This is a genomic window from Sphingomonas sp. MM-1, from assembly GCF_000347675.2.
Lineage (GTDB): Bacteria > Pseudomonadota > Alphaproteobacteria > Sphingomonadales > Sphingomonadaceae > Sphingomonas_E > Sphingomonas_E fennica.
Genome location: NC_020561.1, coordinates 2328366 through 2355208, shown reverse-complemented (window position 1 = coordinate 2355208; position 26843 = coordinate 2328366). Strand labels below are relative to the sequence as shown.

Genomic DNA, 26843 nt, shown 5'->3' with positions numbered 1-26843 from the left:
GGACGCGCTTTTCGCCCCCCGTGCCGCCCGCCGTTCAGCCGCCCAGCTTGTCGCGCAGCGCCTTGAGCGCCGCGAACGGCCCGGTTTCCTCCTCCCCTTCCAGCAGCACGCCCGCCGCCTTGAGCGTGGCGGCGGCATCGGGGCTGCGCGGGAAGGGATCGAGCGCGAGGGCCAGCGTCTCGGCCACCGCCTCGCCGATGTCGATCAGGGCGCCGTCGAAGGGGATGGTGTCGCAATCCTCCTCGGAAAGCTCGATCTCGTCGCCTTCGGCGGACATCTCCGCCTCCGGCACGAAACGCAGGCGGAACGATTCGTCGATCGCGGCCGGCACCGGCTCGCCGGTCGCGACGCAGGCCTGCTGCACCTCGGCGGCGAGCCGGCCTTCGGCCAGGACGGCCTGGCCCTGGCGGTGAAGGCGGGCCTCGGCCACCAGCCGATCGAGCGCGATCAGGCCGAAGCGGCGGGCGAGCGCGGCGCGCTCTTCCGGCGTCGCCTCCAGATCGACGGCGCGTTCCGCCTCGCCGATCGAATCGAAGCGGATGGGGCGGGCGAATTCGGGCGCGGTCGTCACAGCCTGGGCATCCCGCCGGCATAGAGGGCATCGGCCGGCATGGCGGCGAGCGCGGCGTAGAGGGCGCGGACGCGGGCCTCGGCGGGGCCGGTATCGGCCGGGGGCGCCCCGCGCCACAGATTGCGGCCGAGCGCGTCCGCCAAAGGCCCGCCATCGGCCAGCGCCGCGCGATAGGCGCTGATGCGGCCGCCGAGCGCGCTCATCATCCGGCCGACATGCTTGCCGACCACGACATCACCGACGCCGATCTGGCGGAGCTGGCCGTCCATGTCGTCCACGAACAATTCGGTGAGCAGGGTGGAGGGCAGCCGGCCCGGCACGCCTTCCGCCTCCAGCCGGATCAGCACCAGCGCCAGCACCAAGGCCACCATGTCGAACCGGCCGTCCACCGTATCGGGCGCGCCGCCTTCCAGATACCAGGCGGGCTGGCGGGCTTCGGCGACGATGGCATCGTAGAGCGGGCGATAGGGCGCGCGCTGATCGCGTTCGGGGAAGAGGCGGCGGAGGATGGACACGAGGGCAGGCACTTTCCGGTCTGTCTCGCCGCGCTTGCGTCGGCACGGCTTCCCCGCATATTGAGGCGGGCGGGCGCCGATGCAATGGCATTCGGCAGCGCGCCCGCGCATGGGCCGCCCGCAGATGCGCCGATCAGGAGATGCCTTATTATGTCGCTTACGCTTTCGCGCCTCGGAACGGCGGCCCTGGCACTGACCGTGCTGGCGACCGCGGGCTGCGCGCGCATCCGCGACCATAAGGGCTATGTGGTCGATGCGACCCTGATCGATTCGGTGCAGCCGGGCATCGACAACAAGGATTCGGTGTCGAAGACGCTGGGCCGGCCGAGCTTCGCCGGGCAGTTCGACAAGGGCGGCGCGGAAAGCTGGTATTATATCAGCCGCGACACCCGCCAGCTCGCCTTCGCCAGCCCCCGCCCCGTTTCGCAGATGACGCTGGCGGTGCGGTTCGACAAGGCGGGCAACGTGACCGCCGTCGACAAGAGCGGGCTGGAGAAGGTGGTGACGCTGAGCCCCAATGGCGACAAGACGCCGACCCTGGGCCGCGATCGCGGCTTCTTCGCCGAGCTGTTCGGCAATATCGGCCGGGTCGGCGGCGTCGGCGCGCCGGTGGGCGGCGGCACGACCGACAATCCCCAATAAGCGGCGCGCTTTTTAGGAAGCGCCGTCACCCCGCGCCTGATTCGGGGGATGCAAGGAACAAGCGGCATGAAAAAGGGGGCTCGACGGCCCCCTTTTTGCTGTGCGCGGGCCGGGCCAGCCGATCAGCGGGCGATGCCGCCGGCGGCCAGCACCGCGAGCGTGACCAGTTCGGACGCGGACGCGCCCATGGTCGCGATCTGCACCGGCTTTTCCATGCCGACCAGCATCGGCCCGATCACCGAATCGCCGCCCAGCTCGCGCAGCAGCTTGGCCGAGACGTTGGCCGACTGGAGGCCCGGCATGATCAGCACATTGGCCGGGCCCGACAGGCGGATGAAGGGATAATTCTTCTGCACCTTGGGGTTGAGCGCGACGTCCGGCGCCATTTCGCCTTCATATTCGAAGCTGACGCCGCGTTCGTCGAGCAGCGACACCGCGCCCCGGATCGGTTCCAGCCAGTTGCCGGACGGATTGCCGAAGGTGGAATAGGACAGGAAGGCGACGCGCGGTTCATGCCCCATGCTGCGGGCGACGGCGGCGGTGCGCTCGGCGATGTCGGCCAGCTCCTCCGCGGTCGGCCGTTCGGTGATCGTGGTATCGGCCATGAACACCGTGTGGCTCTGCCCGACGAGGACGTGGATGCCGAACGGCTTGCGGCCGGCGGCGGGATCGATCACGCGGCGGACCTGCCGCATCGTCTGCGAATAGGTGCGGGTGACGCCGGTGATCATCGCATCCGCCTCGCCCAGGGCGACCAGCAGCGAGCCGAAGATGTTGCGATCCTGATTGACCATCAGCTCGACATCGCGGCGCAGATAGCCGCGCCGCTGCAGCCGCTGGTAGAGATAGTCGACCATCTTGGGCACCAGCGGCGAGACGCGGCTGTTGTGCAGCTCGAACTCCTCGGGCTTGTCGACGCCGAGCGCGCGCAGCCGTTCGGGCACGTCATCGCGGCCGACCAGCACGGGGATGCCATAGCCGCCGTCGCGGAACTGGATGGCGGCGCGCAACACCACTTCCTCCTCCGCCTCCGCGAAGACGACGCGCTTGGGGTGCGCCTTGGCGCCTTCATAAGCCAGCGTCAGCACCGAGGTGGTGGGGTTGAGCCGGGCCTTCAGCTCCTCCCTGTAGGCCGCGAGATCGAGGATCGGCTTGCGCGCGACGCCCGAATCCATCGCCGCCCTGGCGACGGCGACCGGCACGATTTCCATGAGCCGCGGATCGAACGGCGCGGGGATGATATAGTCGTTGCCGAAATGCGGCGCCGCGCCACCATAAGCGAGCGCCACTTCCTCCGGCACCTGCTCGCGCGCCAGCTCCGCCAGCGCCTGGGCGGCGGCGATCTTCATCTCCTCGTTGATCGTGGTCGCCCGCACATCGAGCGCGCCGCGGAAGATGAAGGGGAAGCCCAGCACATTGTTGACCTGGTTCGGATAATCCGACCGGCCGGTGGCGACGATCGCATCGGGCCGCGCCTTCTTGGCTTCGGGCGGGGTGATTTCCGGATCGGGATTGGCCATGGCGAAGATGATCGGCTTGTCCGCCATCGTCTTCACCATTTCCGGCTTGAGCGCGCCGGCCGCCGACAGGCCGAGGAACACGTCCGCGCCGACCATCGCCTCGGCCAGCGTGCGCTTGTCCGTCTTCACCGCATGGGCGGACTTCCACTGGTCCATGCCGGTTTCGCGGCCCTGGTAGATCACGCCCGAACGATCGCACATGATGACGCGATCGGACGGCACGCCCATCGACTTGATGAGCGCGGCGCAGGCGATCGCGGCGGCGCCGGCGCCGTTCACGACGACGTTGATGTCGCGGATGTCGCGGCCGGTGAGGTGGCAGGCGTTGATGAGGCCGGCCGCCGCGATGATCGCGGTGCCGTGCTGGTCGTCATGCATGACCGGGATGTTCATCCGTTCCCGCAGCGCCTGCTCGATGATGAAGCAGCCCGGGGCGGCGATGTCTTCCAGATTGATGCCGCCGAAGCTGGGTTCGAGCAGGGCGACCGCGTCCACGAACTTCTCGACGTCCTCGGTCGCGACCTCGATATCGATCGAATCGACGTCGGCGAAGCGCTTGAACAGCACCGCCTTGCCCTCCATCACCGGCTTCGACGCCAGCGCGCCGAGATTGCCGAGGCCGAGGATGGCGGTGCCGTTGGAGATGACGGCGACGAGATTGCCCTTGGCGGTATAATCATAAGCGGTCGCCGGGTCCTCGGCGATGGCGCGCACCGGCACGGCGACGCCCGGCGAATAAGCGAGGCTCAGGTCCCGCTGGGTCGCCATCGGCTTGGAGGCGACGATCTCGATCTTTCCGGGGCGGCCGTGCGAGTGGAACAGCAGCGCTTCGCGCTCCGAAAACTGGACGTTGCTGCCTTCACTCATCGTCGTGCTGCTCCTTGGGACACCGGTTGTCGCATGCTCTTTCGGGAGCCTGTGTCGAAACCGGTCCGGGTCGGGCAGGCGGGCGGATGCCCGCGCCGGGCACGAAGAATCTCTCACTATCCTGCCGGACAATACCGACGCAGGCTCTGAAGGGCCTTTTGGGGCATGGCCGGCTTGGGGACAAGCCGCTATCAGCGCCGATATGGCTCGCGGAACCAATGAAACCGTTACGGAACCCACGGCGCAGACGCCGATGATGGCCCAGTATCACGCCCTGAAGGCGGAAGCGCGGGATTGCCTGCTCTTCTACCGCATGGGGGATTTTTTCGAACTTTTCTTCGACGATGCGAAGATCGCGGCGGCGTGCCTCGATATAGCGCTCACATCGCGCGGGGACGGCGTGCCCATGTGCGGCGTGCCGGCCCATTCCGCCGAAGGCTATCTGGCGCGGCTGATCAAGGCCGGCCACCGCGTCGCCATCGCCGACCAGACCGAGACGCCCGCCGAGGCCAAGAAACGCGGCGGATCGAAGGCGCTGGTGGGCCGCGCGATCATCCGCGTGGTGACGGCCGGCACGCTGACCGAGGAAGCGCTGCTGGACGCGCGCGCCGCCAACTGGCTGGTGGCGCTGGCCGAGGCCGGCGGGCGCACCGGGCTGGCGGCGGCGGACATTTCCACCGGCCGGTTCGAGCTGGCGGCGATCGCCGAAGGCAGCCTGGACGCGGAGCTTGCCCGGCTGGCGGCGGCCGAGACGATCGTGCCCGAGGGCATGGCCGGCGCCCCGGCGGACGCCATCCCGCAGGAGCCCCGCCTGTTCGACAGCGCGGCCGGCGAGGCGCGGCTGAAGGCGCTGTTCGGCGTGGCGACGCTGGACGGATATGGCGGATTCGGCCGGGCGGAACTGGCGGCGGCGGCGGGGCTGATCGCCTATCTGGACCGGGCGGGCCAGGGCAAGCTGCCCTTCCTGCAGCCGCCCGCGCGCCGCCAGCCGGCCGATCATATGCTGATCGACGCCGCCACCCGCGAAAGCCTGGAATTGACACAGGCGCAGGGCGGCGGCCGCAAGGGCAGCCTGCTGGACGCGGTGGACCGCACCGTCACCGGCGCGGGCGCGCGGATGCTGGCGGCCGACATCGGCGCGCCGCTGGCCGAGCGCGCGACGATCGAGGCGCGGCTGGACCTGGTGGAACGCTTCGTCGAGGACGGGGGCCTCAGGGAATCGATCCGCGCCAACCTGAAGGCCGCGCCCGATATCGGCCGCGCGCTGGGCCGGCTGGTGGCGGGGCGCGGCTCCCCGCGCGACCTGGGCCTGCTGCGCGACGGGCTGGACGAGGCGCACGGCCTGCACGAACGGCTGCTGGGGCTGGCCGCGCGGCCGGCGCTGATGGACGCGCTGCTGCCCCGGCTGCGCGGGCACGGCGCGCTGATCGACCTGCTCGCCCGCGCGCTGGTGCCGCAGCCGCCGATCGATACCGCGCAGGGCGGCTATATCGCGGAAGGATATGATCCGGCGCTGGACGAGCTGCGCGCGGCCGGCGGCGAGGGCCGGCGCGCCATCGCCGTGCTGGAGGCGCGCTATCGCGAGCAGACGGGCATCGCCGGCCTGAAGATCCGCCACAATGGCGTGCTGGGCTATCATGTCGAGGTGCAGGCCAGGCATGCCGATCCGCTGATGCGGCCCGAATCCGGCTTCACCCACCGCCAGACGCTGGCGGGCGTGGTGCGGTTCAATGCGCCGGACCTGCACGAGCAGGCGATGCGGGTGGGCCAGGCGGGCGCGCACGCGCTGGCGGCCGAGGCCGCGCATCTGGAGGAGCTGATCGCCGCCGCGCTCGCCGCCAAGGCGGAGATCGCCGCGACGGCCGACGCGCTGGCCCGGCTGGACGTGGCGGCGGGGCTGGCGACGCGGGCGATCGAGGGCGGCTGGTGCCGGCCGGCCTTTGCCGACGAGCCCTGCTTCGCGGTGGAGGGCGGGCGGCATCCGGTGGTGGAAGCGGCGGTGGCGGCGACGGGCGAACGCTTCGTCGCCAATGACTGCCGGCTGGAGCCGGACCGGCGGCTGTGGCTGGTCACCGGCCCGAACATGGGCGGCAAATCCACCTTCCTGCGCCAGAACGCGCTGATCGCGGTGCTGGCGCAGGCCGGCGGCTATGTGCCGGCGACGTCCGCGCGGCTGGGGCTGGTGGACCGGCTGTTCAGCCGGGTGGGCGCATCGGACAATCTGGCGCGCGGGCGATCGACCTTCATGGTCGAGATGGTCGAGACCGCCGCCATCCTGGCGCAGGCGACCGAACGATCGCTGGTGATCCTGGACGAGGTGGGGCGCGGCACATCCACCTATGACGGCCTGGCCATCGCCTGGGCGGTGGTGGAGGCGGTGCACGACATGAACCGCTGCCGCTGCCTGTTCGCTACGCATTATCATGAGCTGACCCGGCTGGCGGAGCGGCTGGACGCGCTATCGCTCCACCATGTCCGCGCGCGCGAGTGGAAGGGCGATCTGGTGCTGCTGCACGAGCTGGCCGACGGGCCGGCGGACCGCAGCTACGGCATCGCCGTCGCCAAGCTGGCCGGGCTGCCGCCCGCCGTGCTGGCGCGGGCGAAATCGGTGCTGGCCAAGCTGGAAAGCGGCCGGGCGGCGACCGGCGGCATCGCGGCGGGGCTGGACGACCTGCCCCTGTTCGCCGCCGCGGCCCAGGCGCCCGAACCCGCCGCCGATCCCCTGCGCGAGGCGCTGGACGCGATCCAGCCCGATGCGCTTTCGCCGCGCGAGGCGCTGGACCTGCTCTATCGCCTGAAGGGGATCGCGACCGGCTGAACGGTTCGGCGAGGGCCGGCTTTATACCGAATAGCAGCCTTCCCTTCGATTCTTGCGATTGATCCGCAATAGTATTCGCGCTACCGGCACATGTCAGAATGTGTCTGGATCGCCCGCAAGGGGGCGGTGGCGAGGTGAGGCGAATGCACACGGTTTCCCTGCGCGATGCCGGCGAGGCCCGCCGCGAGGCCGTGTTCCATGCGAGCTTCCCGATCGATCCGCCGCCGGCCGAGGCCGAGGCGGCGATCGAGTCGGCCCCCGCCCGCTACGGCGCGCGCAGCGGGGCCAACTGGCCGGCGATCGGCGCGGTGGCGCTGGTGCATGCGGCGCTGTTCACCGCGCTGATCCAGATGAACGTCATCCCGGTGAAGCGGATCAAGACCGCGCCGCTGGTGGTGGAGCTGCTGGCCGAGCCGCCCGCGCCGCCGCCCGCGCCGCCCGAGCAGAAGGTGGAGCCGGTAAAGCCGATCGAGCCCGTGATCGTGGCGCCCGCGCCGATCGTGAAGACACCCGCCCCGCCGCCGCTTGTGGTGACGACGGCGACGCCGCCGCCGCCGCAATCGGTGATCGTGGCGCCCAAGGCGGCCCCGGCGGCGCCTTCCGCAGCGCCGATCAGCGCGGGCGACCTTTCGTCCAACATGATTTCCTTCAAGGCGCCGCGCTATCCGGTGGAATGTAGGCGGCGCAAGGAACAGGGCACGGTGGTGCTGGCGCTGCTGCTGGGCACGGACGGCGCCGTGGCCGATATCTCGGTGCAGACGTCGAGCGGGTTCGAACGGCTCGACAAGGCGGCGCTGGAAGCGGTGCGGCAATGGCGCTGGTCCCCCACCATGCGCGGCGGCCAGCCGATGATGGTGCGGGGCGTGGTGGAAATCCCCTTCGTCCTCAAGAGCTAGAGCCTATCCCTCGATGATGCCCCATTCCTGATGATGCCCAATTCCCTATGATGATCGCCATTCCCGACCTGCTGGATGCGGGCGCGCTGGCGCGGGTGCGCGCGCTGATCGATGCGGCCCAATGGGTGGACGGCAACGTCACCTCCGGCCGGCAATCTGCGCTCGCCAAGCAGAACGAGCAGCTGCCCGAGGATTCGGACGCCGCGCGCGAGGCCGGCGCCATCATCCTCGACGCGCTCGGCCGGTCGCCGCTGTTCGTGGCGGCCGCGCTGCCGCTCAAGGTGTTCCCGCCCCTGTTCAACCGTTATGGGCCGGGGCAAACCTTCGGCACCCATATCGACAATGCCGTGCGCATCCAGCGCGGCACCGACTTCCGCATCCGCAGCGATCTTTCGGCCACGCTCTTCCTCGCCGATCCGGACAGCTATGACGGCGGCGAGCTGGTGGTGGAGGACCAGTTCGGCGTGCAGGCGGTGAAGCTGCCGGCCGGGCACATGATCCTCTATCCGGCCTCCAGCCTGCATCGGGTGGAGCCGATCACGCGCGGCACGCGGGTGGCGAGCTTCTTCTGGATCCAGAGCATGGTGCGCGACGACGGCGCCCGGCGCACCCTGTTCGACCTCGACACCTCGATCCAGGCGGTGGCCGCCGATCGCGGGCAGGACGACCCGGCGATCATCCGGCTGACCGGCGTCTATCACAACCTGCTCCGCCGCTGGGCGGATGCCTGACGGGTCAGCTGGCGGCGCCTGAAAGCATCACGCCGCCTGGCGGATGGTGAGCTGCAGCCAGGCGCGGGCCTGGCGCTGGGCCTCGGCGATCTCGCGCGCGGTCATGTCCTCGGAAATCTCGGCGCGGCAGGCCTGGGCCTCGGCATGGCCGCCCAGCGCCGCGAGGTTGAACCATTTATGCGCCGCGACGAGATCGACCTCCACCCCGGCCGCGCCGGTGGAATAAGCGATGCCGAGATCGAAGCAGGCGCGGGGATTGCCGTTGGCCGCCTGCGCCAGCCGGCTTTCGAGCAGCGCGTCCACGCTTTTCAGAACTTGTCCCATTTCGGCCCCCTGCCGGTTCTTCACCGGACAAGGAGTGTCATGAGAGGAAGAAATAAATGGTTAACGCGCGATCGGCGGAAATAGCGGGAAAGATGGCGCCAAGATAAGCCGCGATCTTTACGCCGCCGGGACTTCGAGATTGTCGATCAGGCGGGTGCGGCCCATCCTGGCGGCGGCGAGCAGCCGGGCCGGGCGATCGGCGCGGGACAGGGGTTCCAGCGTCGCGGCATCGCAGAGCAGGACATAATCGATCGGCGCGAAGCCCGCGTCCGTCAGCCGGCCGCGCGCGACCTCCAGCGCCTGGGCGACATCGCCGCCGGCGGCGATCGCGGCCGACGCCTCGCCCAGCGCGCGGGGCAGAGCGCGGGCGGCCTGCCGCTCCTCGGGCTGGAGATAGGCGTTGCGCGAGGAGAGAGCGAGGCCGTCATCGTCGCGCTGGGTGGGGACGCCGACGATCTCCACCCCGGTATCGAGATCGGCGGCCATCCGCCGGATCACCGCCAATTGCTGATAATCCTTTTCCCCGAACAGCGCGACATCGGGGCGGACCTGCGCGAACAGCTTGTTCACCACCGTGGCGACGCCATCGAAATGGCCGGGCCGGGCGGCGCCATCCAGCCCCTCGGTGATGCCGGCGACGGTGATGGAGGTGGCGAAGCCCTGGGGATACATCTCCTCCACCGTCGGCGCCCAGAGGATGGCGACGCCGGCATCCTCCAGCAGGCGGGCATCGGCCGCCTCGCGCCGGGGATAGGCATCGAAATCCTCGTTCGGGCCGAACTGGGTGGGATTGACGAAGATCGAGACGACGACATGCGGGCCACGCGCGCGGCCTTCCGCCACCAGCGCCAGATGCCCGGCATGGAGCGCGCCCATCGTCGGCACCAGCGCCACCCGGCCGCCATCGGCCCGAAGCTCGGCCACGGCCTCGCGAAGCGCGGCGACGGTACGAACGATTTGCACGGGCAGGGAACCTCCGATAAGCGCTGGACGGATCGTCCGGGGCGTCTTTGGGGGCCGCCGCGGGCGGAATCAAGAGCAGGGAACCCGACACGCATGGCCGCCGCTGCCCACCTGATTGTATTCGCCAACGAGAAGGGCGGTTCCGGCAAGTCGACCACGGCGGTGCATGTCGCCGTGGCGCTGGCCGCCGCCGGGCGCCGCGTGGCCGCGCTGGACCTCGACACGCGCCAGCGCACGCTGGGCCGCTACATGGAAAATCGCGAGGCGACGTCGCGCCGCCAGCTGATCGAGCTGCCGACGCCCAGGGCCGAGACTTTCGACCCCGCCAGGGGCGAGCCGATCAACGAGCAGATCGACCGGCTGGCCGCCGACGCCGACGTTGTGGTGATCGACACGCCCGGCCGCGACGACCAGCACGCGCTGGCCGCGATCGCGCGCGCCGACACGCTGGTGACGCCGATCAACGACAGCTTCATCGATCTCGACCTGATCGGCCAGGTCGATCCCGAAACCTACAAGATCCGCCGGCCCAGCTTCTATGCCGAGGTGGTGTGGGATGCCCGCAAGGCGCGCGCCAAGACCGACGGCAAGACGGTGGACTGGGTGCTGCTGCGCAACCGCCTGCAGCATGTGGAGGCGCGCAACATGCGCCGCGTGGCCAATGCGCTGGACGAGCTGGCGCGGCGCGTGGGCTTCCGCGTGATCCCCGGCCTTTCCGAACGCGTGATCTATCGCGAGCTGTTCCCCAAGGGGGTGACGCTGCTGGACCTTTCGGCCATCGGCGAGCCGGGCATCGCCCATATCGCCGCCCGGCAGGAACTGCGCGAGATGGTATCGGGGCTGGCGCTGCCCGACTGGCCGGTGCAGCGCGCGGCCAACGGCTGATGGCGTGGATCGCCATCGCCGCCCTGGCGCTGATCGCCTGGGCCTGGAAGAAAGGCCGGCTGCGCGCGCCGACCCCGGCCGAGGCGATCGCGATATTGCTGGGCATCACCGGCGCGGCTTCCGCCGCCAAGGGCAAGCCGATCATCGGCATTCCCCTGCTGATCGGCGCGGCGATGATGCTGAACCGCGCCCGCCGCATCCAGGACCGCGCCCTGCCCGCCATGTCGATCGAGGAAGCGCGCGCGGTGCTGGACGTGCCGGCCGACGCCGATGCCGATACGATCCGCGCCGAGCATCGCCGGCTGATCCGCCGCGTCCACCCCGATGCGGGCGGATCGGCCGCGCTGACCCGGCGGGTGAACCTGGCGCGCGATACGCTGCTGGGCGCGATCGAGCAGCGCGAGCGATATCGTCGGTGACCAGATTGAACCACAACGGCCCGGGCGCGTCTTGACCATGGAATTACCCGAGGAGACCCTTTCATGAGCCACCGTTTCGATCCCACGAGCCTGCGCGAATATGACATACGCGGCATCGTGGGTAAGACGCTCGGCCCGCCCGACGCCTATGCGATCGGCCGCGGCTTCGCCACGCGCGTGCGCCGCGCCGGCGGCACCCGCGTCGCGGTGGGATATGACGGGCGGATATCCTCCCCGGTGCTGGAAACCGCGCTGATCGAGGGGCTGACCCAGGGCGGCGTGGACGTGGTGCGGATCGGCCTCGGCCCCACGCCGATGCTCTATTATGCCGAAGCCACGCTGGAGGTGGACGGCGGCATCCAGATCACCGGCAGCCACAATCCGGCCGACTATAACGGCTTCAAGATGGTGCTGCAGCACAAGCCCTTCTTCGGCGAGGACATCCAGGATATCGGCCGGATGGCGGCCGAGGACGACTGGGAGAGCGGCGAGGGCGCCGTGACCAATGCCGACGTGATGGACAATTATGTCGGCCGGCTGCTGGCGGGCTATGCCGGCGGCGCCTTCCGCATCGGCTGGGATTGCGGCAACGGCGCGGCCGGCCCGGTGATCGAGAAGCTGGTGAAGCTGCTGCCCGGCGAGCACCATCTGCTGTTCACCGAGGTGGATGGCACCTTCCCCAACCACCATCCCGATCCGACCGAGGAAAAGAACCTCGCCGACCTGAAGGCGCTGGTGGCGGAGAAGGGGCTGGACTTCGGCCTGGCCTTCGACGGCGACGGCGATCGCATCGGCGCGATCGACGGCAAGGGCCGCGTGGTATGGGGCGACCAGCTTCTCGCCATCCTGGCCGAGCCGGTGCTGCGCGAGGAGCCCGGCGCCACCATCATCGCCGACGTGAAGGCCAGCCAGGCGCTGTACGACCGGATCGCCGAGCTGGGCGGCAAGCCGCTGATGTGGAAGACCGGCCACAGCCTGATCAAGACCAAGATGCGCGAGACCAACGCGCCGCTGGCCGGCGAGATGAGCGGGCACATCTTCTTCGCGCACGATTATTACGGCTTCGACGACGCACAATATGCCGCCGTCCGCCTGATCCGTGCCGTCCGCCTGCTGGGCGGATCGCTGACGGCGCTGAAGGATGCCATGCCGAAGATGGTGAACACGCCGGAGTTGCGCTTCCAGTCGTCCGAGGACCGCAAGTTCAAGGTGGTGGAGGAAGTGCTGGACCGGCTGGCCGCCGCCGGCGCCGACGTGAACCGCACCGACGGCGCGCGGGTGACGACGCCCGACGGCTGGTGGCTGCTGCGCGCATCCAACACCCAGGACGTGCTGGTCGCCCGGGCCGAGGCGAAGGACCAGGCGGGGCTGGACCGGCTGGTGGCGCAGATCAACGCCCAGCTCGAGGCTTCGGGCGTGAAGCCGGTGCTTGCCGCCGGGCACTGATCCGGGCGGGCGGGGCATGGCGGGCGGCGGGAAGGCGGCGGAACCGCGTGACGGGTGGTTCACCACCCAGCGGCTGAAGCTGCATTATGCCGAATGTGGCGATCCCGCCGCCCCGCCCCTGCTGCTGGTGCATGGCGGGCGCGACCATGCCCGCAGCTGGGATGCGATCGCGGCCGCTTTCGCCGACCGGTTCCGCGTGATCGCGCCCGACCTGCGCGGCCATGGCGACAGCGACTGGGTATCGGACGGCAGCTATGAGATGGCCGATCTGGTCGCCGACATGGCCGCTCTGTTCCCGGCCCTGGGCGTGGAACGGGCCGCCGTCGTCGGCCATTCGCTGGGCGGCAACATATCGCTGCGCCATGCCGGCCTCTATCCCGAGCGGGTGAGCCGGCTGATCGTGATCGAGGGCCTCGGCCCGTCGCCCGCCCGCGCCGCCGAGATCGCCGCCGAGCCGATCGCCGCGCGGATGCGCGACTGGATCGCGCGGCAGCAGCGGATGAGCGCCGCCGGGCAGCGCAGCTATGATTCGATCGAGGCCGCGACCGCGCGGATGATGGCGGCCAATCCCCGGCTGGCGTCCGACCTGGCCCGTCACCTGACCATCCACGGATCGCGGACCGGCGCGGACGGGCGGGTGCGGTTCAAGTTCGATCCGGCGGTGGGCGCCATGTCCCCGGTCGACCTGCTGCAGACGGAGAAGCATGCGTTGTGGGCGGCCGTCGCCTGCCCGGTGATCCTGGCCTATGGCCGCGAAAGCTGGGCCTCCAGCCCCGCCGAGGACGGCCGCGCGACCCATTTCCGCAATGCGCGGGTGGAGATGTTCGACAATGCCGGCCACTGGCTGCACCACGACCGCCGCGACGCCTTCATCGCGATGATGCGCGCCTTCATCGGCTGATACGGGGCTTGCCGATGCGGGCGGCGCGGAGGAATTGGCGGGGTGAACCAGCGCCCGGTTCAGCTATCAGTCGGGCCAATTTGTCGGGAGAGGGGAGCGGATATTTCAGCAACCCTCCCATCGTCATTCCCGCGCAGGCGGAAGCCGTAGGCCAGCGTAGCTGATCCACGGGCGCGGTTGGCTCGATTGGCTCGATAGCACCCGACACAATGGATTCCCGCCTGCGCGGGAATGACGGATCTGTCGGCGCGCCCAGCCTCTCCGCTTCCAGCAAACAGTGCCTGCCAATGGTCGTTCAGCGCGCCCAAATGCGGGCACCTCAGCGATTTCAGGGGGCGATGCGACAGCGTCCCCGCGCACCCGCCCGGCGGATCGCAAGATCCGGGCCCACCAAAAACCCTCTTTCCACGGCAATGAAATAGTATAACGTTTCTGTTACGGTGTATCATCACCGAGACAGGAGGGCGTCATGCAAGAGCAGGCAGGTTTCCTCAATCAACGCAATCGCAGCCCCGCCGGCGTGGCGATCGTGGCGGGATTGCACGGCGCGGCGATCGCGGCGCTGATCCTGTTTCCGCCGAGCTTCATCGTCCATGAAATGCCGGTATTCCCCCTGATCCCGATCACGGAAACGCCGCCACCGCCGCCGGTGGAGGTGAAGGAGGCCCCGCCGGTCGCAAGGGCCGAGCGGCCCGTGACCAGGCCCGAAACCGAAGTCGCCACGCAGACGACGAACGAGACCATCTTCACGCGGACCGGCACGGACGATCCGAAGCCGATCGATCCCCCGCCCCTGCCGAAGGGCGAGGAGATCGTGCCCCCCACCGCCCCAGTGCTGACCGATGCAGTGATCGACCCGCGCGTGCCCTTCCAGCCCGATTATCCGGCGCGGATGGCGCGGCAGGAGATCGAGGGCGTGGTGGTGGTGCGCGTGCTGATCGGCGCCGATGGGCGGGTGAAGGCGGTGGAGCAGGTTTCCGCCACCGATCCCGCCTTCTTCGAGGCGACGAAACGGCAGGCGCTGCGCGCATGGCGCTTCCGCCCCGCCACCCGCGACGGTGTGGCGGTGGAAAGCTGGCGGACGATGCGGGTGAAGTTCGAGATGCAGGCCTGACGGCGGACCCCGGCCGATACCGGCGCCGGCTCTTCTCCCTCTCCCCGGCGCCACCCGCCCCGCCGCCTTCGGGCCCGGCGGGGCGGCCTTCGGCCAAGGGTGGCATAAGCGGCCCACTGGGCTTATCTAGGCGGCCATGGCCATACCCCGCCCTTCCAAGCCATCCGCCGTGTGGCGCGACCTGCGCGCCTTCATGGCCGGCAACCAGCGGCACAAGCTGCTGATCGGCCTGATATCCGTCCTGATCCCGGCGCTGCTGGTGGCGGGATTCTATGTCGATTCGCGGGTCGATCCGCCCAAGCCCCAAATGTATTTCATCCCGAGCTGGCCCGCCACGCGCAGCGATGCCGAGATCATCGCCCAGCAGAAGATCGACCAGAAGAAGCTGGACGCGAAGCGCGAGGCGAAGCGGCAGGAATATCGCCGGCTGGCCGATCAGCTCGGCATCAAGGTTGACTGACGCCGCCCGGGACGCGCGCTGGATGGGCGCGGCGCTGGCGCTGGCCGCGCGCGGCCGGGGGCAGACCGCGCCCAACCCCGCCGTCGGCTGCGTGATCGTGCAGGACGGCCGCGTCGTCGGCCGGGGCTGGACCCAGCCGGGCGGGCGCCCCCATGCCGAGGCGATGGCGCTGGAGGCCGCCGGCCCCGCCGCGCGCGGCGCCACCGCTTATGTGACGCTGGAACCCTGCGCGCATGAATCGCCGCGCGGCCCCGCCTGCGCCGACCTGCTGGCCGCAAGCGGCATCGCCCGCGTTGTGATCGCCTGCCGCGATCCCGATCCCCGCACCGACGGCCGCGGCATCGCCCGGCTGGAAGCGGCCGGAATCGCCACCGCCACCGGCATCGCCGCGCGCGAGGCGGGACGCGCCATGGCCGGCTTCCTGATGCGGGCCAGGCACGGCCGGCCGCATGTGACGCTGAAGCTTGGCCTTTCGATCGACGGGTGCATCGCGCTGGCATCGGGCGAGAGCCGCTGGATCACCGGCCCCGCCGCCCGCGCCCACGCGCATCTGGAACGCGCCCGCACCGAGCTGATCCTGGTGGGGCGCGGCACGCTGGAGGCGGACGCCCCGAAGCTGGACGTGCGGCTGCCGGGGCTGGCGCACCGATCGCCCGCGCGCGCCGTGCTGGGCCATGGCGCGGCGCCGTTCGGCTGGATCGCCGTGGACCGGCCGGAAGCGATCGCCGACACGCCGGCCCTGGACGTGCTGGTGGAAGGTGGCGCTGGCGCGGCGGCCGCCTTCCTCGCCGCCGACCTCGTCGATCGCCTGCTGATCTACCGCGCGCCGATCGTCATCGGTGGGGGCCGGCCCGGCATCGCCGATATCGGCCTCGTCCATCTGGAGGGCGCGCACGGGCGCTGGCGGCTGCACGATCAGCGGATGCTTGGCATAGATCGGCTTGAGGTTTACGAGCGCGTCCGAGAATAGGACCCCATCTGCATGTTCACCGGAATCATCACGGACATCGGCACCATCACCGCGACCGAGCAGCGCGGCGACCTGCGCGCCCGGATCGCCACCGCCTACGACACCGCGACCATCGACATGGGGGCGTCGATCGCCTGTTCGGGCGCCTGCCTGACGGTGGTCGACAAGGGCCCCGGCTGGTTCGCCGTGGACATTTCCGCCGAAACGCTGGCCCGCACCGCGCAGGGCCGCTGGAACGAGGGCGAGCGCCTGAACCTGGAGCGCGCGCTGAAGGTGGGCGACGAACTGGGCGGTCATATCGTGACCGGCCATGTCGACGGCATCGCCGAGGTGCTTTCCGTGACGCCGGAGGGCGATTCGCAGCGCATCGTGATCGCCGGCGGCCCGGAAATCGCCCCCTATATCGCGGCCAAGGGATCGGTGGCGCTGGACGGCATATCGCTGACGGTGAACGACGTGGCCGACGCGCCCGGCAGGGCCGTGCATTTCGGCGTCAACATCATCCCCCACACCGCCCGGAACACCACCTTCGACACCATCGCGCCCGGCCGCGCGATCCATGTCGAAATCGACATTCTCGCCCGCTATCTCGGGCGGATGGAGCAGCTACGCCATGTCCAGTAACCCAGAGCTTTCCCGCCTGCGCCACGCCTTCCTTTCGAGCCCCGAAGAGATCATCGACGAGGCCAAGAACGGGCGCATGTTCATCCTCGTCGACGACGAGGACCGTGAGAATGAGGGTGACCTCGTCATCCCCGCGCAGATGGCGACGCCGGACGCGATCAACTTCATGGCCAAATATGGCCGCGGGCTGATCTGCCTCGCCATGGCCAAGGAGCGGGTCGACCAGCTCGGCCTCAACCTGATGAGCCGGCACAACGGCACCCGCCACGAAACCGCCTTCACCGTTTCGATCGAGGCGCGCGACGGGGTTTCCACCGGCATCTCCGCGGCCGACCGCGCCCGCACCATCGCGGTCGCCATCGACGCCTCCAAGGGCCCCGAGCATATCGTGACGCCGGGCCATGTGTTCCCGCTGGTCGCCCGGCCGGGCGGCGTGCTGGTGCGCGCCGGCCATACCGAGGCGGCGGTGGACGTGGCGCGGCTGGCCGGCCTCAACCCCTCCGGCGTGATCTGCGAGATCATGAAGGATGACGGGACGATGGCGCGGCTGGACGATCTCGTCGCCTTCGCCCAGCTCCACAATCTGAAGATCGGCACGATCCGCGATCTGATCGCCTATCGCCGCCGCCACGACCATAATGTCGAGAAGGTGGCCGAGACGAAGTTCGACAGCCGCTATGGCGGCGAATGGCGGGCGATCACCTATCGCAACAAGGCGGTGGGCACCGAGACGCTGGCGCTGGTGAAGGGCCATATCGATCCGGCCAAGCCCACCCTGGTGCGGATGCACACGCTCAACATCTTCAACGATTCGCTGGGCGAGCTGAACGACCGTTCGGGCATGCTGCAGGGCGCGATGCGCGCGATCGACGAAGCGGGATCGGGCGTGGTGGTCATCATCAACCGCGCGCTGGTGAACGCGATGTCCACCGTGGTGCGCGCCCGCGCCGAGGGCAAGGGCCCGGATTCGGACGATATGAACGAGCTGCGCGATTACGGCATCGGCGCGCAGATCCTGGCGGAGCTGGGGATTCACGACATGATCCTGCTCACCAATTCGCACCACACGCTGATCGCGCTTTCGGGCTACGGCCTCAACATCATCGGCGAGCAGCCGATCTCCACCGAAGGGCTCTGATACGACCATGGCGAAGGTGCTGATCGTCGAGGCGCGGTTCTACGACCATCTGAACGACCTGCTGATCGAGGGCGCGCGCGCCGCGATCGAGGAGGGCGGCCACAAGCATGAGACGGTGACCGTGCCGGGCGCGCTGGAGATACCCGGCGCGATCGCGCTGGCGGCCGAAACCGGCCGTTACGACGCCTTCGTGGCGATCGGCGTCGTCATCCGCGGCGAAACCTATCATTTCGAGGTGGTTTCCAACGAAAGCGCGCGCGGCCTGATGGCACTCAGCATGGACGGCATCGCCATCGGCAACGGCATATTGACCGTGGAGAACGAGGCGCAGGCGCTGACCCGCGCCCGCCCCGACGAGAAGGACAAGGGCGGCGAGGCTGCCAAGGCGGCGCTGGCCATGCTGGCGCTGCGCGAGCGCTTCGGCCACTGACGGCATGGAGATCGTCGCCGGCGATATCGGGGGAACCAACGCCCGCTTCGCCCTGGCGACGATCGAGGACGGCCGCGTCACCCATCTGGGCGATCCGGTGACGCTGCCGACATCCGCCCATGCCAGCCTGCCGCTCGCCTGGGCGGCCTTCGCCCAGCGGATCGGCCGGCCGCTGCCGCGCGCCGCCGGCATCGCGGTGGCCGCCCCCATCCGCGGCGATACGCTGAAGCTCACCAACAATAGCTGGCTGATCCGCCCGGCAACGCTGGCGAACGAGATCGGCGTCGACGAGCTGGTGCTGATCAACGATTTCGGCGCGGTCGGCCATGCCGTGGCCCATGCCGGGCCGGAGGATTTCCTCCACATCGCGGGGCCTGACCGGCCGCTGCCCACGGAAGGCGTGATCTCGATCGTCGGCCCCGGCACCGGCCTCGGTGTCGCCTCGCTGCTCCGGCGCGGCGGCCGGCAGTTCGTGATTGAGACCGAGGGCGGCCATGGCGACTATGCCCCGCTCGATCCGCTGGAGGAGGCCGTGCTCGCCCGGCTGCGCGCGCAGCATCGCCGCGTCTCCACCGAACGGGTGGTGGCCGGCCCCGGCCTCGCCGCGATCCACGCCGCCATCGCCGCCATCGAAGGCCAGCCGGTGCCGCCGCGCGAGGACAAGGACCTGTGGACCGCCGCGATCGAGGGCAGCGATCCGCTGGCGGCCGCCGCGCTCGACCGCTTCTGCCTCGCGCTCGGCAGCGTCGCGGGCGATATCGCGCTGGTGCAGGGCGCCAATGCCGTGGTGATCGCCGGCGGCGTCGGCGCGCGCCTGGCCCGCCACCTCCCCCGCTCCGGCTTCGCCGACCGCTTCGTCGCCAAGGGCCGCTACCAGGAAATGATGGCCGCCATGCCCATCCGCCTCATCACCCACCCCCAGCCCGGCCTGCTGGGCGCGGCGGTGGCGTTCGGGGAGCGGGGGAGCAAGTGATGGAAATCCACAACCCGAAGCCCTGAGCTCGGCAAGTCCGAACAGAAGCCCGAAGCGTGAGCTCAACCGGCAGTGGGAGGCGTTTCCACTTATCCGCGCGCGATATCGTATGCCCGATCAGCGATCATGCGCAACGATCGGGCCAAGCCCCTGCGGCCGCCGCGGAGCGACTTCAGGAGATCCAAAAAGTCCGGGCGCAGGCTCGAACGGTTATCGAGGCTGCGATAGGCTTCCCAGAAAGCCTCGTTGTCCATGATGCGAGGCATATTGAACACGCCATGGAAACCGAAAGTGGTTCCGACATCGGCGGCCCGCTCCGCGGCAAACAGATCGGCAAGCGCACGTGGCGCGAAGCGAATGCCCCGCGCTTCCAGAAATGCGCGGTTGGTGCGGCAGATGGCCACGTCCTCGGGATGCCCGGATATGAAGTTCGAGGCCTGGCAGGCTTCCATCAAGCGCCGGCTGCGTAGCGAGAAACCGCCATTGCCGACATCATGGCCATCATCAAACTGGGGCCAGGTTGCGCCGATATAGTCATATTCGAGAAATTCCGGTCGCCAGCGCCGGGCATCGAGCACATGCCCGTCCCATTGAACGACGAGGCAGTGCGAAGTCTCCACATGCCTCACCAACTCGCTGAGGAGGAATTTCGAATATGCCGCCGCTGAATCGAGATGATCGATGGGGACAACCCGTATTCCCGGATGTTCGGGTTGGACGGGCACATCGGTGAACAGCATGCAATCGGCGAAGGCCACCTGTTCGAGGCTGGCGCTCAGCGCACGCACCGTGGCTTTCACGTTCACCGAAGTCACCGCGCAGAGGGTCACATCCGGCAGAGCGAGCCAGATCGGCGACGAAGGATAGGATCGAGCCTTCATGTCCACCCTTTATAACCTCACCACAAAGCGCTCGCTAAACCGGCTAAGTTCCGGATGATGGAACGGATCGACCCGCTCGCCTGTGCCCCAAAGCTCCTGGAGCGCCGCCAGTTCCCTGGCCAGTCGCGCGGCGCCGATGGGGTCACGATCGAATCCCCGTGAGACGGATTCATGATGAATCAGCATCGCCCTCGGCTCGTAAAGTGACTGCCAACCCCGGCGATTCAAGCGCATGCACAAATCCACATCGTTGAAGGCGACCGCAAACCTGCCTTCATCGAGTCCGCCTACCGCAAGAAAGCGGGGACGCATCACGACCAGGCAGGCCGCCGTCACCGCCGAGGTGAATTGCGGGAGGGCATGGCGATGAAAATAGCCTTCCTCATTCGGGCGCAGCAGCCGATGGGCATGGGCGGCGGCTCCTCCGACGCCCAGAACCACGCCTGCGTGCTGAATACGTCCGTCAGGATAGAGCAGTTGCGCCCCCACCGCGCCGACATCCTCCCGCAATGCCTGTGCGGCCATCGCCTTCAGCCAGCCTGGCGTTACGACTTCTATGTCGTTGTTGAGCAGGCACAGCAACTGCCCCCGGGCCTCGGATGCCGCGCGATTGTTCATCGCGGAAAAGTTGAAGGGGCCAGGATGGCGCAGCACCCGGTAACGCACTGGATCGAGACCAGAGAGATAGGCCAACGTCGCCGGATCATCGCTATCGTTATCGACGATGATTATCTCGAGATCCGGATAGTCGGTATTCTCCAATCCAGCGAGGCACGTATGCAACAGATCGTGCCGATTGCGGGTGGGTATGATCACGCTGACCGGCGGCAAGCCGCCGCCCGGCGTATGGAACGTCGCGGGAATGCGCGGGCGGGGACGCCGGCGGCGATGATGCAGCACTTGCGGCAAGTGCAGGGGAACCGTGCGTGCCGCAAGCGACGCGACAAGCCGCCCCGCCCAGTCCTCACCGGACAGCCCCTCCAGATCTTCCGGCTGGGCTCGCGCGATACAGGCGCCCGTCATATAGTCGAAGTGACGGAAAAGCTCGCTATTCCAGCTCGGCTTGAAATGGGGCGCAATGCGCCTCCCCCTTCCATCGACCAAGTCGTCGTCGGCGTAGATGATCCGCGTTTCCGATCCGATGATGGCCGCGCGATAGGCCTGGACGGCTGCGGGTGCCACTATATCGCCGGCCATGATCGGCATCAGCCAGGGCTTTTCTTGCCAATCGATTTGCCGGACCGTTTCAGCAAGCGCCGAGACGTTGCCGCTGTCCACCAAATGCGCCGGCACGCCGGCGGCCGTCAGGCTGAGCAGAGTTTCGTTCAGGCCAATCCGCCCAACCCCGATGTCCACGAGCGCCACAATAGGCGGTGATGCGTGCCTGGCGCTCCTATCTTCACCGCCGATCTGCTTCAGAATCCAAAGTTGATAGGCTTTGGACGATACGCCGAGAAGTGGCGCAAACTGGCTGCGCGCGCGCAACCGCTTGCCACGCAGCCACCACCATGAGGCGGTCAGATAAGCGCGCGGCGCTACCCGCGCCGCATCGAGATGCGCCGACAGCGCCAGCCAGGCCCTGCCGCATCTTCCCGGCATCGGCCTTATCCGCATTGCCGAGAGCCACCACAGGTCGGAAGCCGTTTCATCTGAGGCCGATCGCCGGATCGTTCCAGTTCAAATTCTTTCGCGCACCCGTCAGTTATTCTGCAAGATATCGATGGAATTGGTAACAGCCACAACGGGCGAGAATAGCTGGCTGATAAGCTGAATCAGCTTGCTAGGCTGGTTTGCCCTAGCGCTGCCAAAGTAAAGTATATCATTGTTAGCCATCATGAATTTTTGGGCCAGGAAGTAGGTTCCGGTATTCATCATGTTGAAATGATAGACAACAGGATGAGCCTTTCCATCCTGATCCTTGACATAGCGAAACACAAAAATCGCCTGTGGGTCCCCGAGATTTGGATTCGCGCCACCAGCCGTCGCCACGGATTCGGCAAGCGACATCGTCGAACGGCCGAAAGGTATCTGCTGCACTCGGCCCGAGGCGCCGAGAACGGAAAATGAGAGAGGGTCCTGAACGACCGTCAATCGATCACCAGGATAGGCCGGCACATCGGCTTCGGGATTATCCAGCAGGTCACTGAAGCGCAGTTCGGCCACGCGCGATCCACGCACCACCCGTAGAGCCAGATCCTTGGTGTTCCCACGCTGGCCGCCCGCAAGCGCCACGACATCGGAAAGCCGTTCCCGATTCGTCTGAAGGACAATCCGACCCGGATTGGCGACCTCCCCGCCCACTATGACCGAATTACTGATCACCTGGGTGATGTTGACCAGGACCTGCGGGTCCTGCGAGCGGCCTCGCAAGGCATTGCGGATCTGATTCTGCACCTCGAAGGCCGTCTTGCCGGCCACACGCAGCTTGCCCGCATAAGGAACGACAATGTCTCCATTATCGTCTACTCTCGTCGGGGGAAGCGTCTGAACCTTAACGCCGGCATCATAGGGCACCGACGGGTTTGCGACCGCAGTGCCGCCGCTGAAAAGCGGAATGCCCGCTTCGTAAATGGAAATCAGCATGACGTCGCCCGGCCCGACCATATCGGTGGGCGGTGGCGCGAGATTCGCCAAGGGCAACTTGTCCTTGCCGCCTTGCGCAGGCAGCGCCGAGGCATCCGTAACCTCGACGATCTTGATGTTTTCACCGCCTGGCGCGGCCTCCGCGCTTTTACGGACCTGCAGGCCTGTCGGGCCACTGGACGGTAGTGTCGAGCAGGCTTCCAGAGCACTGCACATGACAAGCGTGATGAAGCGTTTTCTGAACATTACCTATCGCAATAAGAGCGGGATCTCGCCAACATCGGTTAGCTGTCGGCCGTCCGTGCCGCAATCGATAACCTCACGCAAACGAAACAGGCAAGACCGAGGCATGAGGAGCCGGACACTTCTGCTCCATCAACCTGCATGGACAGCTGGAAAAACCCTCAACGCCAACCGAAGGACACCGCCCCACTTTCGCACGATCACGGCAGATCGTGCATGAAACGGGCCGATATTCAAACTCGCGAAGGAAACACCGCCGCCCCCGGCCATGTCGAACGGGAAAATGCCAGTGCGCCGCGCTTACCGGCGGAGGCGTGAACGAAGCCGACCCAGGAAGCCAGCGACAGGCCGCCGGGGCGACGTTTCGTCGACCTGCTCACCGAGATAGCGGCCCTGACGCGGGCGGCCGTCGCGAATGTCGACGGGGCTGCGTCTATCGAGCCTGCCCAACGCTTCATCCGAAAAAGCGGGGGTATAATAAATGCAATCATCGAAATAATAATGCGTCACCTGCGACCAGCGGGTGCGCCGGGGATCGCGCACGCTGCTGCCACCATGCAGCAGATTGGCGCACCAGATCAGCGCCTGCCCTTTGCGGGCATGAAACTGCTCCGCCTGGGCGCCGTGCGCCTCGCACAATGCCTGCCATGCCGGCCCATAGGGATCCTGGGCTGACGGGAGCTGGCCACCATAGCCCCTCCGCCCGATCATGGCATTTGTCACGATAGGCCAGCGGTGCGAGCCAGGAACGTAGAATAAGGGCCCATTATCCGGCCCGGTATCCTCCATCGCCAGCCATATGCCGCACATGAAGCGTTCCGGCAGGCTGGAGAAATGCACCGAATCCGAATGGATGCCCTGCTGCGTCCCCACCGGAAAATTCAGCGTCTGGAAGGGAAAGGGGTCACGCCCGTATAATTTCGACAAAAGCGCGATCACCGCTTCGTTTGTCGCAATCGCCCGCACGTCCTCGTCGAACTGCCAAGCGTCCTGGATGCGTCCCAGGCCTGCCGTCTTGTCGCTCTCAGCATCTGAAAAATCGACTTGAAAATGCGGGCCCAGCCGCGTCTTTATCCTATCGATCCGGGCATCGAGCTGGGTATCCGGAAAATCGAACAGGGCAAACCCCCGCTCGTGGAGGCTCCGCGCGATCGCCTGTTCCTGGCCGGTAAGCCCATATTCGGGAGCAGCCGGTTCAAAAAGCGGGGCTTCCACCGCCGGCAGGCCGGGGAATATCTGAGGCATGAATCTCTTCCCAAAAGGCTATCCAGCCGGGCATTACCTAGAGCTTGGAGTAAACTTCCAGGGCCTTGTTGACATCTTCGTAGATAGCCCCAACCCCCTTGTGAATGATCAGCGCCCGGTCGCAGAACTTCCGAACGATTTCGGGGCTGTGCGACGCCAGTATCAGGGCACGATCGGCACGCTTTTCAAATAGCTCGTGATGGGATTTGCGTTGAAAATTCTGGTCCCCGACCATGATGATCTCATCGATCAGATAACAATCAAACTCGATCGCCAGAGAAAGAGCAAAGGCCAGCCGCGCCCGCATGCCCGATGAATAGGTCTTCACCGGCATCTTCAGCTGCCGGCCCAATTCCGTGAAGTCCTCGACAAAGTCGCGGATGTCTTCGTATCGGGAGCCATATATGCGCGCGATGAACCGCGCATTATCATATCCCGTCAGACTACCTTGGAAACCGCCCGCAAAACCCAGCGGCCAGGAAACGGTCATCTTGCGGCGGACCTTGCCCGACGTGGGCATTTCCACGCCGCCAATCATCTTGATAAGGGTGGTCTTGCCCGCGCCATTGCGGCCGAGCAAGCCGATATGCTCGCCTCGCTCGACGGTGAAGTTGAAGTTGCTGAGAACGGTCTTTGAGCCCGCTCCGACCTTATATGCCTTGTGCAGATTTTCGCAGACGATCATTCGACGACCAGCATTTTACGCACGTGCCGGCACAATGCGAGCCCGATGACGGTGCAAATCATCGAAGCGGCGATCGGCACCGAATAGACATAGTAGGTCTGCACCTTGTCTCCAAAAAGGCCGTGCCGCATCATCTCCATGGCGCTGACCCATGGCGACCATAAAATAAGCTCACGAGCCTGCGCGGGCAGCCACGCCACCATGGTGAACGTTCCCGAAAAAGGGATCATCACATAGGTCGTCACCGGCATGAATTTTTCGAGGACGGGAGACATTTCCGAAAGCGGCGCAATGATGAAGCAAAGCGATAGCGTAAATAGGGAATATAGTACCCATCCCACGATCAGCATTCCGACATCGGCAGGCAAGGGAAAGAACCCCAGCATATACAGAGCCGTGGCAATGAATACATAGGCCATCATGCTCCCTATCATCTCGAGCAGAAAGCGTGAGATGATGAAATCAATGATACGCACCTGCCGATGATAAAGCAGGCTGCCATTCGCCACGAAGATCGAAACGGACCGATTCACGGCGTGGCGGAAGAGAACCAGCGGAATATATCCCGACACCACAAATGTGACGATATCGACGCCATGCTCTTCCGGCCCCTTCATGACGCGCCAGATGAGTGCGACGAGGCCCGCGAACAACAGCGGTTCCACCATCATCCACAGGAAACCGATATTTTCACGGCCGAAGCGCGTATGCATCTCGCGGATCAGCAGCGCCGCTACGACGCGGCTCTGCACCCGCCAGCCCTGACGCAACGATGCCATGCCTCAGTCGTCCGGAGAATGTTCGAGGATGCCGACGATCAGCATCCAGCCGATGAGATAGAGACAGATCACTATCCCGGCTATGGTGAGAATGTTACGGAAACGGTTCGGCAGCAACGCCATATCCGGCTTGTTCGGCTCCACCACTCGCTCGAGGTAGAATTGCTGCTTCTGCGCTTCAGCGCGGGATTGCTCCAGCGCGGTGTTCGCCGCGTTGAGCATCTGGGTCGCGAATTCCTGCTCCACGGCCAACCGCTCATACTCGGTCAGCTTCGATGCGATGCCCGTCTGCGTGCCCACCGCCTTGCTGTCCTGCGCCGCAATCTGGGCCGAGATAGCCGCGATCTTTGCGCGCAATGCCGGCAGCGAGGGATGGGACGGCGTTGCACTTTCGGTCGCCTGCAACTGGGCGCGCAGAGCAGCTTGCTCGGCGACCATGTTGTTCGAGACCTGCAGGACACCAGAGGCCTGCTCCGCCGGATCCAGCAGCTTTTCCGCGTTGCGATAGCGTTGCAGGGCAACCCGCGCCTTGCTCAGGCGAAGGGTGGCCTCCTCCACTTGCCGCTGATTTTCCTGGATCGCCTGTTTCTGCGCCCGATCGTTCAACCTGTTAACGAGCGCCTCGGATTGCCGCAAAAGGCGTTCGTTGATCGCCTGCGCGTCCCCCGGCTTGAAGGCCTGGACCTGCAGCACCACCACGTTCGTCTCAGGATCAAACTTTACCGGTACTTGCTTGCTGAAATACTTATAGAAATTCTCGAAAGAATCTTCCCAGAAGGGCTTGGGGAAGCGGGACAGGAAATCCGCATCCGTATCGCGATACATTGCCTGCACGTCGACCGAGCGTGTCAAGGCCGTCAAGGCATCGCGTGAACGCAGATAGGCGATCACCTCGTTCGCCTGTTCTTGCCCCGCGGATAGCCCCGTGGATTGGAACAGGCTCGCCAAAGCGGAGGTCTGGCTTGGCTGCCGCCCCGGGCTCTTGATCGCGAAGCGGGACTCCGACACGTAGACATCCGAAGCTATCGCGCCATAATATATAGCGGCCAGCAGGGTCGGCAGAACCACAAACAGCAGGAACCAACGGTGGCGCCTGGCTTTGGCCGCAATCCGGCTGGCGCGCCTTTCAAGCTGGATCTCGAGCTCCGCACGGCTTTCCATCAGCATGGGGAAACGTCTCGCATTGCTTCGAACCCTAGAAAAGCCGCGGCTGTAGAATC

Annotated in this window: 27 protein-coding genes; 15 read left to right on the top strand and 12 right to left on the bottom strand. The window is 67.0% G+C overall.

The genetic code is table 11. From position 1 onward, the window contains the following. Positions 1-34 precede the first annotated feature (34 nt). Both G432_RS11300 and G432_RS11295 read right to left on the bottom strand, forming a co-directional pair. Positions 35-571 (bottom strand): YceD family protein, encoded by a 537-nt coding sequence (locus tag G432_RS11300; protein WP_015458956.1) that lies wholly within the window; start codon positions 569-571, stop codon positions 35-37. Then, positions 568-1086 (bottom strand): ubiquinol-cytochrome C chaperone family protein, encoded by a 519-nt coding sequence (locus G432_RS11295; RefSeq protein ID WP_015458955.1) that lies wholly within the window; start codon positions 1084-1086, stop codon positions 568-570. Before G432_RS11295 ends, G432_RS11300 begins: the two co-directional genes overlap by 4 nt. Positions 1087-1236: 150 nt before the next feature. On the opposite strand from G432_RS11295, the gene G432_RS11290 reads away from it, so the two are divergent. Next, the gene (locus G432_RS11290) at positions 1237-1728 is read left to right on the top strand and encodes an outer membrane protein assembly factor BamE (protein WP_015458954.1); all 492 of its coding nucleotides are present in this window, start codon (positions 1237-1239) and stop codon (positions 1726-1728) included. A gap of 122 nt (positions 1729-1850) precedes the next feature. Here the strand turns inward: G432_RS11290 and G432_RS11285 are convergent, their stop codons facing one another. Further along, positions 1851-4115, bottom strand: a complete 2265-nt coding sequence (locus G432_RS11285; RefSeq protein ID WP_015458953.1) for an NADP-dependent malic enzyme — start codon at positions 4113-4115, stop codon at positions 1851-1853. Between the two features lie 202 nt (positions 4116-4317). Between G432_RS11285 and mutS the strand changes: the two genes are divergently transcribed. The 3 genes from mutS (at position 4318) to G432_RS11270 (ending at position 8560) form a co-directional block, all read left to right on the top strand. Then, on the top strand, positions 4318-6933 hold the full coding sequence (mutS, locus tag G432_RS11280; RefSeq protein ID WP_015458952.1) for a DNA mismatch repair protein MutS: 2616 nt from the start codon (positions 4318-4320) through the stop codon (positions 6931-6933). Between the two features lie 143 nt (positions 6934-7076). Beyond that, positions 7077-7829 carry an energy transducer TonB gene (locus tag G432_RS11275; RefSeq protein WP_015458951.1) on the top strand — a complete coding sequence of 251 codons (753 nt, stop codon included), beginning with the start codon at positions 7077-7079 and terminating at the stop codon, positions 7827-7829. A gap of 47 nt (positions 7830-7876) precedes the next feature. Further along, on the top strand, positions 7877-8560 hold the full coding sequence (locus G432_RS11270) for a Fe2+-dependent dioxygenase (protein WP_015458950.1): 684 nt from the start codon (positions 7877-7879) through the stop codon (positions 8558-8560). 27 nt (positions 8561-8587) lie between these two features. Here G432_RS11270 and G432_RS11265 read toward each other — a convergent pair whose 3' ends face one another. After that, positions 8588-8884 carry a sel1 repeat family protein gene (locus G432_RS11265; RefSeq protein ID WP_015458949.1) on the bottom strand — a complete coding sequence of 99 codons (297 nt, stop codon included), beginning with the start codon at positions 8882-8884 and terminating at the stop codon, positions 8588-8590. Between the two features lie 117 nt (positions 8885-9001). Next, positions 9002-9847, bottom strand: coding sequence for a pantoate--beta-alanine ligase (gene panC, locus G432_RS11260; RefSeq protein ID WP_015458948.1), 846 nt, complete (start codon positions 9845-9847; stop codon positions 9002-9004). Between the two features lie 93 nt (positions 9848-9940). On the opposite strand from panC, the gene G432_RS11255 reads away from it, so the two are divergent. The 11 genes from G432_RS11255 (at position 9941) to glk (ending at position 19207) form a co-directional block, all read left to right on the top strand. Beyond that, a complete protein-coding gene (locus G432_RS11255; protein ID WP_015458947.1) occupies positions 9941-10732 on the top strand; it encodes a division plane positioning ATPase MipZ in 792 nt (263 codons plus the stop codon). Then, positions 10732-11151, top strand: coding sequence for a molecular chaperone DnaJ (locus G432_RS11250; protein ID WP_015458946.1), 420 nt, complete (start codon positions 10732-10734; stop codon positions 11149-11151). Before G432_RS11255 ends, G432_RS11250 begins: the two co-directional genes overlap by 1 nt. A gap of 63 nt (positions 11152-11214) precedes the next feature. Beyond that, positions 11215-12597, top strand: coding sequence for a phosphoglucomutase/phosphomannomutase PgmG (gene pgmG / locus G432_RS11245; protein WP_015458945.1), 1383 nt, complete (start codon positions 11215-11217; stop codon positions 12595-12597). Between the two features lie 16 nt (positions 12598-12613). After that, positions 12614-13498, top strand: coding sequence for an alpha/beta fold hydrolase (locus G432_RS11240; protein WP_015458944.1), 885 nt, complete (start codon positions 12614-12616; stop codon positions 13496-13498). Positions 13499-13967: 469 nt separating this feature from the next. Next, the gene (locus G432_RS11235) at positions 13968-14612 is read left to right on the top strand and encodes an energy transducer TonB (protein ID WP_015458943.1); all 645 of its coding nucleotides are present in this window, start codon (positions 13968-13970) and stop codon (positions 14610-14612) included. A 136-nt stretch (positions 14613-14748) separates the two neighbouring features. Then, positions 14749-15072: a hypothetical protein gene (locus G432_RS11230; RefSeq protein WP_015458942.1), complete on the top strand. Its 324-nt coding sequence runs from the start codon at positions 14749-14751 to the stop codon at positions 15070-15072. A 22-nt stretch (positions 15073-15094) separates the two neighbouring features. Further along, a complete protein-coding gene (gene ribD / locus G432_RS11225; RefSeq protein ID WP_015458941.1) occupies positions 15095-16042 on the top strand; it encodes a bifunctional diaminohydroxyphosphoribosylaminopyrimidine deaminase/5-amino-6-(5-phosphoribosylamino)uracil reductase RibD in 948 nt (315 codons plus the stop codon). A gap of 12 nt (positions 16043-16054) precedes the next feature. Beyond that, positions 16055-16666, top strand: coding sequence for a riboflavin synthase (locus tag G432_RS11220; protein ID WP_015458940.1), 612 nt, complete (start codon positions 16055-16057; stop codon positions 16664-16666). Continuing rightward, positions 16656-17804, top strand: coding sequence for a 3,4-dihydroxy-2-butanone-4-phosphate synthase (gene ribB, locus G432_RS11215; protein ID WP_015458939.1), 1149 nt, complete (start codon positions 16656-16658; stop codon positions 17802-17804). The genes G432_RS11220 and ribB overlap by 11 nt, the downstream gene beginning before the upstream one ends. Positions 17805-17811: 7 nt before the next feature. Next, positions 17812-18234 carry a 6,7-dimethyl-8-ribityllumazine synthase gene (gene ribH, locus G432_RS11210; RefSeq protein ID WP_015458938.1) on the top strand — a complete coding sequence of 141 codons (423 nt, stop codon included), beginning with the start codon at positions 17812-17814 and terminating at the stop codon, positions 18232-18234. Positions 18235-18238: 4 nt separating this feature from the next. Further along, positions 18239-19207, top strand: a complete 969-nt coding sequence (gene glk, locus G432_RS11205; RefSeq protein ID WP_015458937.1) for a glucokinase — start codon at positions 18239-18241, stop codon at positions 19205-19207. An 89-nt stretch (positions 19208-19296) separates the two neighbouring features. Here the strand turns inward: glk and G432_RS11200 are convergent, their stop codons facing one another. From G432_RS11200 to G432_RS11170, 7 genes are all read right to left on the bottom strand, one after another. Then, positions 19297-20088, bottom strand: coding sequence for a DUF5672 family protein (locus tag G432_RS11200; protein ID WP_015458936.1), 792 nt, complete (start codon positions 20086-20088; stop codon positions 19297-19299). A 9-nt stretch (positions 20089-20097) separates the two neighbouring features. Further along, on the bottom strand, positions 20098-21687 hold the full coding sequence (locus G432_RS11195) for a glycosyltransferase family 2 protein (protein WP_015458935.1): 1590 nt from the start codon (positions 21685-21687) through the stop codon (positions 20098-20100). A gap of 99 nt (positions 21688-21786) precedes the next feature. Further along, positions 21787-22917, bottom strand: a complete 1131-nt coding sequence (locus G432_RS11190) for a polysaccharide biosynthesis/export family protein (protein WP_015458934.1) — start codon at positions 22915-22917, stop codon at positions 21787-21789. 297 nt (positions 22918-23214) lie between these two features. Further along, positions 23215-24159: a phytanoyl-CoA dioxygenase family protein gene (locus G432_RS11185; protein ID WP_015458933.1), complete on the bottom strand. Its 945-nt coding sequence runs from the start codon at positions 24157-24159 to the stop codon at positions 23215-23217. Positions 24160-24196: 37 nt separating this feature from the next. Next, positions 24197-24844 carry an ABC transporter ATP-binding protein gene (locus G432_RS11180; RefSeq protein ID WP_015458932.1) on the bottom strand — a complete coding sequence of 216 codons (648 nt, stop codon included), beginning with the start codon at positions 24842-24844 and terminating at the stop codon, positions 24197-24199. Beyond that, positions 24841-25623 carry an ABC transporter permease gene (locus G432_RS11175; RefSeq protein ID WP_015458931.1) on the bottom strand — a complete coding sequence of 261 codons (783 nt, stop codon included), beginning with the start codon at positions 25621-25623 and terminating at the stop codon, positions 24841-24843. Before G432_RS11175 ends, G432_RS11180 begins: the two co-directional genes overlap by 4 nt. A 3-nt stretch (positions 25624-25626) precedes the next feature. Continuing rightward, a complete protein-coding gene (locus G432_RS11170; protein WP_015458930.1) occupies positions 25627-26790 on the bottom strand; it encodes a putative capsule polysaccharide export inner-membrane protein in 1164 nt (387 codons plus the stop codon). Between the last annotated feature and the right edge of the window lie 53 nt (positions 26791-26843).